This is a genomic window from Hwanghaeella grinnelliae (assembly GCF_004005845.1).
GTDB lineage: Bacteria > Pseudomonadota > Alphaproteobacteria > UBA8366 > Aestuariispiraceae > Hwanghaeella > Hwanghaeella grinnelliae.
Window position 1 is genome coordinate 1,344,178 of the sequence record NZ_SADE01000002.1, and the last position, 14,522, is coordinate 1,358,699.

Here is a 14,522-nt window from a genome sequence, read left to right on the forward strand (position 1 = left end):
CAATAGGTTATCGACTGATTGTTACAGTTGTAGGCTTGCCGTGTCACGGATGCCAAGGCGCAAACGCCCTAAAATCGCATCCTTGTCCGCATAGCAACCCTGAAGCCACCGTCGCCCCTTGGCGAAACTCTTTCGGCCGTGAAGGACCCGCATATTGTCGAAAACGACGCAGTCGCCGGGGGTCAGGCGCAGGACTGCTTCGGTTTCGGGATTGCGCAGCAGGCCGGAAAATGTGCGATAGGCGCGGTAGAAATCGGGCAGGTCGCTTGCCGGAATATCGGCCGGCGCGATGGATCGATTGTTGTAACGGACCGTCACCACCCTGTCCTTGTCGTCGACCGTGATCAACGGCGCGCGGGCCTGCAGATCGACATTCGCGTCCCGGAACCGGAAGGGCAGCCAGGTGGTGGCAAGGATGTGGAAGGCCGTCGGGTCTTCGTGTCGTAGCCGTTCGGCCGCTTGGAAACCGTCGATGAAAAGTGATCCGCCGCCGTCGCTTTCATTCTCCAGGCAATGCAGAAGCTGCAGGCCGGGCACCGGGTCGCGGTAGGGATTGTCCGTGTGCACCATCAGTCCGGCGGCGCTGAAAGCCATATTCGTGGGGTTTTCGACCGATACGACGTCGAACAGCCGTCCGTAATTCGTATGCCGGACGAAACCGAACAGCTCGGCAATGGCGCAGACCGTTTCGGGTTCGGTCGGCGCGCCGGTAACCAAGGCGATCCCGTCGCGAGCGACGGCGGTCAGCCATTGCCGCTCTACATCGGTGGAGGTGGTGATCGCGTCGTAGGAAAAGCGGGGCACGGTGAAGCTTTCGTGCCAAAGACGCGGCGCGAAAGGATCGGCGACCGGCTCGGCAAACCGGCGCAGCCAATCCGGTGCGTATCGGCATGAATGGCCGTCCGGCTCGAAGGTGACGGCAAGGGTGCCATCTGTCGCCAATTCGGTGGATTTGAAGGTCGGGTTCGCCGGGATATCCGAAACATCGATCAGCCTTTGTCCATTGCCCGGATGGACCGTTTCGGCGTCCTGCGCGTTGTCGCGCAACCAAGGCGCATAGAGCGATTGAGTCAGGCCATCGGACCAAGTCACCGTGGCCCAGTCATCCCTGGCTTCTATATTCGTGACATGATGCATTGCTCATGCTCGATGCGCTATTTGAACTGCCGTATAACGGTTGAATAGCCTAGGTTTCAGGGGAAAGGCCATTGCAATCTCCTTACCCCTATTGTGTGATTTTTTTGACACACCATATATGTCTCGGACGCCTGATAGGGTCCATAGAACGGTAGTGTAACTGCTACGAAACATCGACTCGACTAAGCGTTTGCTGGCACTGGCCGGGGGCGCAGCAAGAGAGGTTGAACCATGGAATTCGAGAAATTCACGGATAGGGCACGTGGCTTTATCCAATCCGCCCAGACCCTGGCGCTTACAAGCAGCCATCAACGGCTGACGTCGGAACATCTGCTAAAAGTCCTCCTCGACGACAAGGAAGGCTTGGCCGCCAGCCTGATCCAGGCAGCCGGCGGTAATCCGCAGCCTATTCATGCCGCAGCCGAAGCCGCCTTGGCGAAGATGCCGAAGGTGGAAGGCGCGGGCGCAGGCAATCTGCATCTGGACGGCTCCCTCGCGAAGATTTTCGACGCGGCCCAGAAGCTGGCCGAAAAGAATGGTGACAGCTTCGTGACCGCGGAAATCATGCTGCTGGCCTTGGCCATGGCCGAGGGAACCGCGTCGGCGAAAGCGTTCAAGGACGGCAATGTCGCCCCCCAGGCGCTGAACGCCGCGATCAAGGAATTGCGCAAGGGCCGCACGGCAGACTCCGCCGGTGCGGAATCGAGCTACGACGCGCTGAAGAAATACGCCCGCGACCTGACCGAAGCGGCCCGGGCCGGCAAGCTTGACCCGGTCATCGGACGCGACGAAGAAATCCGCCGGACCGTTCAGGTCCTGTCCCGCCGCACCAAGAACAACCCGGTCCTTATCGGCGAGCCGGGCGTCGGGAAGACGGCGATCATCGAAGGTTTGGCCCAGCGCATCGTAAACGGCGACGTGCCGGAATCCCTCAAGAACAAGCGGCTGATGTCGCTTGACCTCGGCGCGATGGTCGCCGGGTCCAAGTTCCGTGGCGAATTCGAGGAACGGCTGAAGGCGGTGTTGGAAGAAATCGGCTCGGCCGCTGGCGAAATTATCCTGTTCATCGACGAGCTTCACACGCTGGTCGGCGCCGGCGCGGCGGAAGGATCGATGGATGCTTCCAACATGCTGAAACCGGCCTTGGCGCGCGGTGAGTTGCACTGTGTGGGTGCCACGACGCTGAACGAATACCGCAAGCATATCGAAAAGGATGCGGCGCTCGCGCGGCGGTTCCAGCCTGTTGTGGTTTCCGAGCCGACGGTCGCCGATACCATTTCGATCCTGCGTGGGTTGAAGGAAAAATACGAATTGCACCACGGTGTGCGCATCACCGATGCGGCCATCGTTGCGGCGGCAACCCTGTCCAACCGCTATATCACCGACCGTTTCCTGCCGGATAAAGCCATCGACCTTGTGGACGAGGCGGCGAGCCGGTTGCGCATGGAGGTCGACTCCAAGCCTGAGGAAATCGACGAGCTTGACCGCCGGATCGTGCAGTTGAAGATCGAGCGGGAAGCCCTGAAGAAGGAATCCGACCGTGCCTCGAAGGACCGGCTCGAGAAACTGGAAGTCGAGTTGAGCGGCCTGGAAGAGGAATCCGCCGTGCTGACCGCGCGTTGGGAAGCGGAGAAAACCAAGCTCAACAGTGCCCAAGACATCAAGGAAAAGCTGGACAATGCGCGCGCCGAATTGGACCGCGCCCAGCGTGAAGGCAAGTATGAGCGCGCTGGGGAACTGGCCTATGGCGTCATCCCCGACTTGGAAAAAGCGCTGGACGCGTCCGAGGAGATCACCGGCGAGCATATGCTGAATGAGGAAGTTCGCGACCAGGACGTCGCCGGCGTGGTTTCGCGCTGGACCGGCATTCCCGTCGACAAAATGCTGGAAGGCGAGCGCGAAAAGCTTCTGCAGATGGAAAGCCAGATTGCGTCCCGTGTCATCGGGCAGGACGAAGCGGTCACCGCGATTGCGAATGCGGTGCGCCGGTCCCGCGCCGGACTGCAGGATCCAAACCGGCCGATCGGTTCCTTCCTGTTCCTTGGCCCGACTGGTGTGGGTAAGACGGAATTGACCAAGGCCCTGGCTGAGTTCCTGTTTGACGACGATCAGGCCATGGTCCGGATCGACATGTCGGAATATATGGAAAAGCATGCGGTCTCCCGCCTCATCGGGGCGCCCCCGGGCTATGTCGGTTACGACGAAGGCGGTGCGCTGACCGAAGCGGTTCGCCGCCGGCCCTACCAGGTCGTGTTGTTCGACGAGATCGAGAAGGCCCATCCGGATGTCTTCAACGTCCTGCTTCAGGTCTTGGACGACGGGCGCTTGACCGATGGACAGGGCCGCACAGTCGATTTCAAGAATGTGCTGATCGTCATGACCTCCAACCTCGGTTCCGAATTCCTGGCGGGCCAGGCGGAAGGCGAAGATGTCGAAGCGGTTCGCCCGATGGTAATGGATGTGGTCCGGTCTTCGTTCCGACCCGAATTCCTGAACCGTCTGGATGAAATCTTGCTGTTCCGCCGGTTGAGTCGGGACCACATGACCGGGATTGTCGATATCCAGCTGGGTCATCTGGCAAAACTGCTGGAAGACCGGAATATCACGCTGGAGGTGGACGAGGCCGCAAAGGTCTGGTTGGCCGACAAGGGCTACGACCCGGTCTATGGCGCGCGACCCTTGAAGCGGGTCATCCAAAGATCGCTGCAAAACCCGCTGGCCAGCATGATCCTGGAAGGGGCGGTTTCCGATGGGGAGGAGGCGAGAGTTTCCGTCTCCGGCGAAGGCCTCTCAATCAATGGAGAAGCGCTGGAGGCTGCCGCCTAGAACCATCCCCAGCGTTTGGTAAGGCAACGGGCGTCCGCATTGTCGCGGACGCCCGTTCTATTTTTCGATCGGTCCGGCCCATCGGCGCGCGGGGCAATGGCCCTTGCAGCCCAGCGCCGGGGCGTGCAATTACCCGCAAGGCCGCGAAGGCCCGTCCGAAAACATTTACCTGGATTCAGTCGCGGGATGGATCAGTTCGACCCCTTTTACATGATGATTTTCCTGCTTGGCGCGGGGGCCGGTGGCTTCGTGACCGGGCTTGCGGGGTTTGGCACGGCGCTGATCGTTTCCGCCTTCTGGCTGCATTTCATGGACCCTGTCGTGGTCGCGCCATTGGCGGCGGCATGCTCGGTGGTCGGCCAGATTTCCGCCCTGAAAGGCACTTGGCGTCACCTGCAATGGAAAGCGGTGACGCCGTTCCTGATCGGGGCCTTTATCGGCCTGCCGCTCGGTGTGTGGTCCCTGGACTATGTCGAACCCGGCCATGTAAAAGTGGCCGTCGGCGTCTTCCTGGTCGGATATTCGATCTATTCCCTGTTTTTCCTTTTCCGCGGGAATATTGCCTCCATCAAGATCGACAACCGTTTTGCCGACGGGGCCGTCGGCATCATCGGCGGGGTGATGGGGGGTGTGGCCGGGTTGTCCGGTCCGGCCCCTTTGATCTGGTGTCAGTTGCGCGGTTTGGCCAAGACGGTTCAGCGCGGCATTTATCAGCCCTACAACGCGATCATCCTGGCCACGGCGACGGGCGTGCATGCGCTTTACGGTCGCGTCGACGGGGAAGTCGGCATGGCCTTCCTGATCAGTATCCCGGCGACCGTCATAGGTTCTTGGATCGGAACGACGCTTTACCATCGTTTGGATGATCGGCTATTCAACGTAATCGTTCAGTGCCTGCTGTTGCTCTCTGGGGCCATGCTTCTCGGTCGGTCCTTCTTCTAAGTCTTTTCAGCCTTACAGAACGGAACTTGATCTTTGGAACTCTGGATCCCGGTCACCGTAGCGGCCGCCTTTCTGCAGAATCTGCGGATGGTGTTCCAAAAACAGTTGAAGGCGTCGCTCACAACCGGCGGGGCGACCTTTTCCCGCTTCGTCTTCGCGCTTCCCTTCGCCATCGTCTTCGCGGCCGCGATGCAGCATATCCAGGTCGGCGCGCCGCCTGAGCCGAATGCGCAGTTCGTGCTGTATTGCGCCCTTGGCGGGGTCGCCCAGATCATGGCAACCGGGCTATTGGTGGCGATCTTCTCCCACCGGAATTTTGCGGTCGGCACTGCGTATTCGAAGACCGAGACGGTCCAGACTGTATTTTTGGGCCTTATCCTGCTGGGTGAGTCTGTGAGCTTTCAGGCCTTGATCGGCATCCTGATCAGCCTGCTCGGTGTGCTCGCCATTTCCTTCGCCCAGACCGGATGGAACCGCTATATGCTGCGCGACCTGGTCGGCAGGCCGGCGTTGACGGGGATTGCGTCGGGCACTTGTTTGGCCATGTCCGTCGTGTGTTATCGCGCGGGATCGCTCTCGCTGGGCGGGGACGGTTTCCTGGCACAGGCGTCGCTCACATTGGCGGTGGCATTGGTGATCCAATGCGTGGTCATGGCGCTGTGGCTGAAAATTAGGGAACCGGGCCAAGCAATGGCCACCATTCGGGCGTGGCGGATCGCCTTGCCCGCCGGCATCTCCGGCTTTGCAGCGTCGGCCTGCTGGTTCGTCGCAATGACGATCCAGAATGCCGCTTATGTCCGGGCCCTGGGGCAGGTGGAACTGGTTTTCACCTTCGCGGCCAGTTGGTTCATCTTCAAGGAGCGGTCAAAGCCGGCCGAGGTCCTGGGCGTAGCGCTGATCTGCGGCGGTATCGTCGTGCTGGTTCTGCGCTAGTTTCCGCGCCGGCGGCGGATATTCTTCGCAAAAGCATCCATGCCGATCACGGCAAGCCCGGCCAGGACGCCCCAGAATGCGGACCCTATCCCGAAAAGCGACAGGCTCGACGCAGTGACACACAGCGTTGCCATGGCGGCGACGCGGCCAGCCTCGTCCTTCAAGGCGGTTGTCGCGGCGCCGACCAGCGGGCTCAACAGGGCCAGGCCGGCGACAGTGGCGATGAAGGCGGTCGGCAGGGCGGCGAACAAGGCGACGAGCGAGGCGCCGAAGAGCGACAGGATCAGATAGAAAAACCCATAAAACGGCCCCGTCATCCACCGTTTCGTTGCATCCGGATGGGTATCGGGCCCAGTGCAAATCGCTGCGGTGATGGCCGCCATGTTTGTGGTCAGTGACCCGAAAAAGGCGGAGCCCAGGGATGTGAGGCCGGTAACGGTCAGTGCGGATGCCGTTGGCGGGGTGTATCCGGACCCGCGCAAAACCGCGAAACCGGGCAGGTTCTGCGATGCCATCGTAACCAAATAGAGCGGCGCCGCGAGCCCGACCAGCGCCGCCGGATCAAAGACCGGCATGACGAATTCATAACTGGTGAGGCCGATGTCGTCGGGCAGCGGCCCGGCCATGTCGAGGCCATAGACCAGCCCCGTTCCGGCGATCAGAACACTGATCACCGCCCAGGCGGGACTGAAGCTGCGCACGACCAGGAACAGCGCGAACAAAGGCAACACCAGTAGGGGGGCCGCGGCCGCCTGATCGAACACGGCGATGACGAACTTGATCAACACACCGGCCAGCATTCCGGCGGCGATCGAGGCGGGAATGCGTTCGACCAACCGTGTCAGGGGTTTCAGAAAAGCGGTCAGCAAAATAGCGGCGGCGACCGCGATATAGGCACCGACGCCCTCCGCAAAGCTGATGGACCCGTCTGTCGCGGCGATCAGGGCGGCGCCCGGCGTCGACCAGGCGGTGACCATGGGGATCTTGTGCCGGATGCTTAGATAGGTGGCCGAAATTGCGAGGGCGAGGCAGATGGCCGATACGCTTGAGGAAATCTGCGTTGTTGTTGCGCCAAGCGCCTGGGCGGCGGCGACGATGATGGCCAGGGTACTGCCAAAGCCGACGACGACCGCCACCAGGGCATTGATGATGACGGACGCACGCATGGGCGGTCAGGGAAGTATGCGGTGAATTGTTTCGATGAACGCTTTGGGCTGTTCCGCATGCACCCAATGGCCGGCATCCACGATGACGTCGATGGCCGCGCCCGGAAACAAACGCTCAATCTCGGCCTGATGATGCGGTTGGATATAGTCGGATTTTCCGCCCGCGATGAAATGCGTCTGTCCGGTATAGGCGCAGGCGTCGTCGTAGTCCGGGAATTCCAGGATGGCGTCGAAATTTTCGGCCAGAGCTTTCAGGTTCAATTGCCAACGCAAACCATCGTCGCCGGTCGCGACATTCTGCGCCAGGAAGGCGCGGATCGCGGGTTCGGGAATGCTTTTGCTCAGGGCGGCCTCAACCTCAGACCGGCGGCTGTAATCGCTCAGGTCCAAATCGGCCATTGTATGGACAAGGTCGATCAGGGTGCCGCCGGACGGGGCAGGCGCGATGTCGACGACCGCAAGCCTTTCCACCAGGTCAGGTTCGGACAGGGCAAGTGCCATGGCGGCTTTCCCGCCCATGCTGTGGCCGATGACCGTTGCCCGGCCGTCTGCATGGTTGCGGATCAGATGCGCCAAGTCTTCAGCCATCTGGGGATAGGTGTGCTCATCGTCCCAGGGGGAATCACCATGGTTGCGCTGGTCCACCGCGATGATGCGGTGGGTCCTACCCAATTGCTTGGCGATGGAAGACCAGTTCCGCTTCGACCCGAACAGGCCGTGCACGATCACCACCGGGGAGCCGGTTCCATATTCGGTGAATGACAAGTCTACTGGCATTTGGTTCCTCACAGGCTTGCGCCGGAATATTGGGTTTGGGGGCCGTGTTCGCCAACGGGCACGCGACAAGTATTGCCCGCCAACCTATAGCGGGCGTCGCGGTGAATTTCGAGCCCTTCCGGCCATCCCAAGGTCGGCCGGCTGACTGTCGATTGAGGTTTGCTGCAGAGAGGGAAACACAGATATTCCGGCCCGCGTCGCCGCCGGTCTGCCCCCGCCCGCTTGTCAAAGGGCAGGCACCCTATACTTTCTGGGGGCGAACAACTTTCAATGTCATCCGAATTTTTGGGAAACAGGGCATGCATATCTCCGCCTTTTTCGATTCCGGCAATATCGAGGTCGTCAGCGCCGAAGACCCGAATGATATCCGACTGCGCATCCGCAAAGATGAAGGCCCGGAAGGGTTTTTCCAGTGGTTCCACTATCGGGTCACAGGGGAAGCGGGTGAGCGTCGCCGCATGGTGATCGAAAACGCCGGGGAAGCGAGCTACACGAAGGGCTGGGAAGATTATCGCGCCTGCGCCAGCTATGATCGGGAAACCTGGTTCCGCGTCGACACGTCTTATGAGAACGGCCAGTTGATCATCGATCATGTGCCCGCCTGCGACAGCACCTATTACGCCTATTTCGCCCCTTATGGCCGGGACCGTCATCACGATCTGATCGCGCGATGCCAATCGGACCCGCGCGTGCGGGTGGAGGTTTTGGGCGAAACGGTGGACGGCGATGCGATGGACCTGATCACCATCGGCGGGTCGGATTCCTCCAAGTTGAAAATCTGGGCGATCGCGCGCCAGCATCCTGGCGAAACACAGGCTGAGTTTTGGATGGAGGGTTTCCTTGCCCGAGCGCTGGACCCGGACGACCCCGTGGCCAAGGCGGTACTCGCCAAGGCGGCCCTCTATGTGGTGCCGAATATGAACCCGGATGGAAGCCGCCGTGGTCACCTGCGCACCAATGCGGCCGGCGTGAACCTGAATCGTGTCTGGGCCGATCCGAACCCGGAAACCAGTCCCGAAGTGTATCACGTCGCCGCGAAGATGCGCTCCACCGGGGTGGATTTCTCCATCGACGTTCATGGCGACGAAGGACTGCCGTACAACTTCATTGCCGGTGCCGACGGCATCCCGGATGTGGAGCAGCGGCAAATCGATCTACGCATCGCGTTTGAAGCCGCCCTGCGGCAGTCCAATCCGGACTTCCAATCGGAACACGGTTATCCCAAGGCGCCCCCGGGCAAGGCCAATCTCAGCATGTGTTCGACGCAAATCGCGTCGGCGCATAAATGCCTCGCCATGACGCTGGAAATGCCGTTCAAGGACAATGCGAATTCGCCGGACGAACAGTTCGGCTGGTCCCCGAACCGGTGCCGCAAATTGGGTGCCTCCTGCTTGGACGCGATCTATGCCGTCCTGGACGATTTGCGTTGATGCCGCTGTTGCGGTTCCCCGTAACGGAAAAGGCTGATTTCCCATGCTGACATTCACGGCTGCCTTTTTCCTGACCATCCTCACGCCGGGACCGGGGGTGTTGACCACGGCCGGTGTGGGGTCCGGTTTTGGGTATCGGCCCGGCTTGGTATTTCTTCTGGGGTTATGGGTCGGGACAAATGCGGTGGCCCTGGCGGTTGTGACGGGTTTGGCCGCCGCGGTTCTGGCCGATGAAACCATCCGGACGGTCCTGATCTTCGCGTCCGCGGGATATCTTCTGTATCTGGCACTGCGCATCGCGCGATCCGGGTCGAAGATTTCCTTCATCGAGAAGCAGGCCGCCCCGGGTTTTCTTGGCGGCGTCATGCTGCAGTTGATCAATCCGAAAGCCTATGTGGTGAATTCGGCGTTTTTTTTCGGGTATCCTTTCCACCTGGAAAGCCTGACAACGGAAATTCTGCTGAAATTCCTGCTGACCAATATTATCTGGATTCCGGTTCATCTGATTTGGTTGGCCGCAGGCGTAACGCTGCACCGCCTGGACCTCACCCCACGCGCCATGACCATTATCAATTCGACAATGGCGGTGGCGATGTTGGTGGTTGTCGCCCTAACCACCTGGTCAGGCCTGGATGCGATGTCTAACCAATAGCGCAGACGATCCGGAACGTCTGTCGGGATTGCCAAATTTGGGCTAGCCTCGCGTCATGACAACCGATCAAATTGCGATCTCTCTTCTTCTGACCACCTTGCTCGGCCTCTTCGTCTGGGGCCGTGTGCGTTATGACGTCGTGGCGGCGGGCGGGCTTGTGGCCGCCGTGGTCTTGGGGCTTGTACCGGCGGAAAGCGCCTTCGAAGGGTTCGGTCACCCGGCGGTCATTACCGTGGCCGGCGTGTTGGTGATGAGCCGGGCGCTCTCGGTTTCCGGCGCCGTCGATGGTATCGCCCGATGGATCCGCAGTGCGTCCGGTACCGAGACGGGGCAGATCGGCGTGCTCAGCGTTGTGGCCGCGTCGATGTCCGGCTTCATGAACAATGTCGGCGCGTTGGCCCTTCTGCTCCCCGCGGCAATCGAATCCTGCACGAAAGCGAACAGGCCGGTCCGGCTTGTCCTGATGCCGCTCGCCTTCGCGTCGATCCTGGGCGGGATGGTCACCTTGATCGGCACGCCGCCGAATATCCTGATCGCCACCTATCGCCAGGATGCGATGGGCGAGGGATTTGCGATGTTCGATTTTGCCTGGGTGGGTTTCCCGGTCGCGCTGCTTGGGGTCGCCTTCATCGCTCTGGTCGGCTGGCGCTTGATCCCCAGCGCTTCGGGCAAGACCGCGGAAGGCGGGGAGGCCTTCGATCTGGAGGCGTATTTATCTGAACTGGCGGTTCCGAAAGCGTCCGAGGCACATGGCAAGACGCTCTCGGAAATCGAGGAGATGACCGAGGACCTGGATGTCGCCATCGTCGGCCTGGTGCGGCGAAAGCGTCACTACCCGCGCCCACCGCAACACGAACCGCTGCAAGGAACCGACCGTCTGTTGGTCGAGGCGGGGCCCGAGGATCTGGACAGGTTCGTTGATCGGCTGGGTTTGCGGGTCGCGGGAAGCCGCCCCGACAAGGAGTCGCTTTCGAAAGGCGAACATGCCGTATTGACCGAGGCGGTGGTCACACCTGGATCGCGCATCGCCGGGCGCACGGTCGGGGCGCTGCGGTTGAAAGGCCGATACAACCTCACCCTTCTGGGGATCAGCCGGCAGGGGCATGCGCGCGGCGGGCGCCTCAGTTCCTTCCGGGTTCGGCCGGGGGACGTTCTTCTGGTGCAGGGCCTTGAAAACGATGTGCCCGACGCGCTCAATCGGCTTGGCTGTCTGCCGCTGGCAAGCCGCGATATTTCCCATGGCCTGCGCGGGCGCAGCGTTGCTGCGGCCGGCATTTTCGCGGCGGCCGTTGGTGTCGCGGCTTTTGGTCTGTTGCCGATTGCCGTCTGCTTCGTGGCGGCGGTTGTCGCCGTCGTCGTGTCGGGCATTCTGCCGATCCGGGATCTCTACGCCAATGTGGACATGCCTGTGATCGTCCTGTTGGCGGCCTTGTTGCCGGTTGGTCAGGCGTTGGAGACGACCGGCATGACCGGCCTAATTGCGGGCGGCATTACCGAGGTGACGCAGGGTGTGCCGGCCTTTGTGGTCGTGGCCATCCTGCTGGTAACCACGATGTTCATGTCCGACCTGTTGAACAACGCGGCGACGGTCGTGGTTATGGCCCCGATCGCGGTGCAGGTCGCGCGCGGCATGGGCGCCTCGCCTGACCCGTTCCTGATGGCTGTGGCGGTCGGTGCGTCCTGCGCTTTCCTGACGCCGATCGGGCATCAGAACAACGCGCTTGTGATGGGGCCGGGCGGGTATAGGTTCGGCGACTACTGGCGGCTTGGCCTGCCTTTGGAAATTCTGATCGTCGTGGTGTCCGTGCCGTTGATCATGTTTGCATGGCCGCCGTGAGGGCGGAGGACGTATGAGGGCGGCGGTGAGCGAGCTTTCGTTGATCCGGGGCTATGATCCCATCTTCCGCAAAAAGGCCCAACCGGTCGCGGCGGTGGACGATGCGGTGCGGGCGGCTGTCGCGCGGATGTTCCACATTCTCTATGAAGCGGGCGGCATCGGGCTGGGCGCCAATATGGTGGGGTCGCTGGACAGGATAGCCGTGGTCGACTTGCAGCCTGAAGGGGTGCGGGAGCCACTGGCCATGATCAATCCTGAGATTACATGGCAGTCGGACCGGGAACAGACATTTACCGAGGCGTCCCTCTGCTTCCCCGGCGTGACGGCAGAGGTGACCCGGCCGGACGCCATTCGCGTGACCTATTTGGATGAGGCGGGGGAGCGCCGGGATTTAGAGGCGGCAGGGTGGCTTGCCCAGGTTATCCAGCATGAAGTGGATTACCTGGACGGCATTCTCTTCCCGGACCGCCTGTCGCGCGTGAAACGCGACATGGCGATGCGGAAAATCAAAAAAATACGGTGACGACGGGGACGGAAGCGCTGCTTACTGTTCGCCCGCGGCGGTCGCGACGTCGCTGGAGCTCGTATCCAACTTGGCGTATTGCGAATCCAACTCGGCCTGGCGCTTCTTGAAGGCGGCCAACTGATTGCCGGTCAGTTTCTTGCCGGTCGGCAGCTTCACGCTCAGCGGGTTGGTCTGCTTGTTGTTCTGATGGACTTCATAGTGAAGGTGCGGGCCCGTGGATCGTCCGGTCGTGCCAACCATCCCGATCACCTGGCCCTGACGAACGTGGCTGCCTTTCTTCACCTTTATGCGGGAAAGATGGGCATAGGCCGTCTTGTAGGTACCGTTGTGCCGGATGCGGATATAATTGCCGTACCCGCCGTTGCGGCCGGCCACCTCGACGGTGCCGTCGCCCGCGGCGTAAATCGGCGTGCCGGTCGGGGCGGCAAAATCGACGCCGCGATGCATCTTGGTGTAGCCCAGGATCGGGTGTTTGCGTTTGCCGAAGCCTGAGGTCAGCCTGGCGCCGTCGATGGGGGTGCGTAGCAGCGCCTTGCGGACGCTTTGGCCCTTCTCGTCGAAATAATCCCAGAAACCATGTTCGTCCTTGAAACGGTAGTAACGGTGCAGTTCGCCCCGCACGGTCATTTCAGCGACTTGGATTGCGCCGGTATCGACGATTGCGCCGTCCGCAGTCACCAAATCGTAGAGCAGGGCGAACTTATCGCCTTTCTGGACTTCACGCTGGAAATCGATGTCGAAACTGAAGATTTGGATCAGGTCGTTGAGGACGGTGGCGGGAACGCCGGCATCCAGTGCCGCTTCGTAAAGGCTGGTCTGGATATGGCCGGATGCGACGGTCGGCGCCATCTCCGTTGTTTTTTCCAGCGCCTCGGCCTCATAGGCGCCGTCGTCCAAGCGACTGACCTGAACATCCCGGATCGGGGTTTCGGGCAAACGCAAGGAGACGAGCTGCATGGCTTCGATGCCGGCGGCGACGCCGGACTGGGCGGGGTCGGCCTGCTCTGTTTCAGGCATCATGGTTACATAAAGTTCATGTCCCGGGCGAAGCTTGCGGGGACTGAAGACTGTCGAAAGCGCGGCGATGGCGTCATGCGCGATGCGGCGATCGATGCCGGCATTGGTCAGCATGCCCATTAATGTGTCGCCCTTACCCACGGCCAGAACGCGCGTGACTTCCTTGGGCGGCGCCAAGACGGCGGCCGGTTCACTCAGGTCGATGTCATTCGGGCCGATGGCTGCCGTCTGTGTATCACTACCGGCTGTGCCGGATTGTAGTGCTGGTGCGCCGGACAACAGGTCTTCCGACCCTGTGTCGACGACCGTGCCCTCCGCGCCGTATTGGTCGGCCGGACCTCTGCTGCCGACGGCGGCGCCGGTAATCAGACCGCCGGAGGCGATGAGGCAAGCCGCTGCTATAAGACGTGTGCGCCGCATTGTCTTCTCGAACTGTTTTGATTTACCGGGGAGTGCCGTTTCGTCCGACGGAAGGAATTGATCCTCCTGCATCGGGTTTGCCTGCCCATTTGCGAATTTGTCTGCCGTTTCGTTATACACGTGCCCATCCGTATCGATAACGCTAGTAAACTTCGAAACTACATTGGGTTCCGGGATCTTTCCTAAGAGGTAAACTATTAAGAAAGAATAAATCGGCGAAAAAACAGTATAGCTTCGAATTTTTACTTCAATTGAACTGAAAGTGCTGAAATCCGGTTTCGAAGTCAAGCATTCTCAAAGGGAATGGGCGGTTTGCCGCAGTTTTTTGGGAAAGGGCGCATGGCCGGATCCGGACATGCGAAAAGCCTTTTCTCAGGGGGACGCGACGCTGAAAACGGTGGCCGTGAATTTTCTTGCAAAAAAATCGTCACAAAGGGTTTGACACCCCCGAAGCCCAGACGTATAAGCCGCCCCTCAGCGCGGGCCGGGGGCCAACAAACCTCGCCGCGCTGAAGTGTGAGACGGTATTTTTCGCGGCAACGCGAACACTGATTTCACCGGTTTTTGGACAATTGAATATGATAATGGAAGGGATGCCTGGGCGGCGTGTCTTCTGGGTCTGGAGCTTCGGTTCTGGGTTTAGATGGTGCGATATAAAGTCGTCTAGGTGTCTTATGCCAATGCAAGTAATTCGGCCAAGTTTCTTGTGGAACTTGGAATGATTGTGAGTATGGAAAGACGCTTGGAATGTGGAGTATTTGGACCTTTTGGTTTGAATATCTCTGTCTGAACTTGAGAGTTTGATCCTGGCTCAGAACGAACGCTGGCGGCAGGCCTAACACATGCAAGTCGAGCGAGA

At 60.5% G+C, this 14,522-nt stretch carries 11 protein-coding genes and 1 rRNA gene; 8 read left to right on the top strand and 4 right to left on the bottom strand.

Annotated elements, in window-relative coordinates; translation table 11 throughout:
- Positions 1 to 21: 21 nt before the first annotated feature.
- A complete protein-coding gene (gene tmpA / locus EOI86_RS17015) occupies positions 22 to 1,092 on the bottom strand; it encodes a 2-trimethylaminoethylphosphonate dioxygenase (RefSeq protein WP_161973872.1) in 1,071 nt (356 codons plus the stop codon).
- 276 nt (positions 1,093 to 1,368) lie between these two features.
- Here tmpA and clpB point away from each other — a divergent pair, with 276 nt between their 5' ends.
- The 3 genes from clpB to EOI86_RS17030 all read left to right on the top strand — a co-directional run bounded on the left by clpB (position 1,369) and on the right by EOI86_RS17030 (position 5,838).
- Positions 1,369 to 3,963 carry an ATP-dependent chaperone ClpB gene (gene clpB / locus EOI86_RS17020; RefSeq protein WP_127766339.1) on the top strand — a complete coding sequence of 865 codons (2,595 nt, stop codon included), beginning with the start codon at positions 1,369 to 1,371 and terminating at the stop codon, positions 3,961 to 3,963.
- A gap of 186 nt (positions 3,964 to 4,149) precedes the next feature.
- The gene (locus EOI86_RS17025) at positions 4,150 to 4,905 is read left to right on the top strand and encodes a sulfite exporter TauE/SafE family protein (protein ID WP_161973873.1); all 756 of its coding nucleotides are present in this window, start codon (positions 4,150 to 4,152) and stop codon (positions 4,903 to 4,905) included.
- Positions 4,906 to 4,938: 33 nt separating this feature from the next.
- On the top strand, positions 4,939 to 5,838 hold the full coding sequence (locus EOI86_RS17030) for a DMT family transporter (RefSeq protein WP_127766341.1): 900 nt from the start codon (positions 4,939 to 4,941) through the stop codon (positions 5,836 to 5,838).
- Here the strand turns inward: EOI86_RS17030 and EOI86_RS17035 are convergent.
- Both EOI86_RS17035 and EOI86_RS17040 read right to left on the bottom strand, forming a co-directional pair.
- A complete protein-coding gene (locus EOI86_RS17035; protein ID WP_127766342.1) occupies positions 5,835 to 7,004 on the bottom strand; it encodes a benzoate/H(+) symporter BenE family transporter in 1,170 nt (389 codons plus the stop codon). The genes EOI86_RS17030 and EOI86_RS17035 overlap by 4 nt on opposite strands.
- Before the next feature lie 6 nt (positions 7,005 to 7,010).
- Positions 7,011 to 7,781, bottom strand: coding sequence for an alpha/beta fold hydrolase (locus tag EOI86_RS17040; protein WP_127766343.1), 771 nt, complete (start codon positions 7,779 to 7,781; stop codon positions 7,011 to 7,013).
- A 299-nt stretch (positions 7,782 to 8,080) separates the two neighbouring features.
- Here EOI86_RS17040 and EOI86_RS17045 point away from each other — a divergent pair, with 299 nt between their 5' ends.
- Genes EOI86_RS17045 through def form a run of 4 tightly spaced genes read left to right on the top strand, consistent with a single transcriptional unit; the run spans position 8,081 to position 12,223 of the window.
- Entirely contained in the window at positions 8,081 to 9,211 is a 1,131-nt protein-coding gene (locus EOI86_RS17045) for a M14 family metallopeptidase (protein ID WP_127766344.1), read from the top strand.
- A gap of 43 nt (positions 9,212 to 9,254) precedes the next feature.
- The gene (locus tag EOI86_RS17050) at positions 9,255 to 9,863 is read left to right on the top strand and encodes a LysE family translocator (RefSeq protein ID WP_127766345.1); all 609 of its coding nucleotides are present in this window, start codon (positions 9,255 to 9,257) and stop codon (positions 9,861 to 9,863) included.
- A 55-nt stretch (positions 9,864 to 9,918) separates the two neighbouring features.
- The gene (locus EOI86_RS17055) at positions 9,919 to 11,700 is read left to right on the top strand and encodes an SLC13 family permease (RefSeq protein WP_127766346.1); all 1,782 of its coding nucleotides are present in this window, start codon (positions 9,919 to 9,921) and stop codon (positions 11,698 to 11,700) included.
- A 25-nt stretch (positions 11,701 to 11,725) separates the two neighbouring features.
- A complete protein-coding gene (gene def, locus EOI86_RS17060; RefSeq protein ID WP_205032229.1) occupies positions 11,726 to 12,223 on the top strand; it encodes a peptide deformylase in 498 nt (165 codons plus the stop codon).
- A 21-nt stretch (positions 12,224 to 12,244) separates the two neighbouring features.
- Here the strand turns inward: def and EOI86_RS17065 are convergent, their stop codons facing one another.
- Entirely contained in the window at positions 12,245 to 13,783 is a 1,539-nt protein-coding gene (locus EOI86_RS17065; protein ID WP_240035696.1) for a M23 family metallopeptidase, read from the bottom strand.
- Positions 13,784 to 14,451: 668 nt separating this feature from the next.
- Here EOI86_RS17065 and EOI86_RS17070 point away from each other — a divergent pair.
- Positions 14,452 to 14,522 (top strand): 16S ribosomal RNA (locus EOI86_RS17070); the annotation flags it as partial.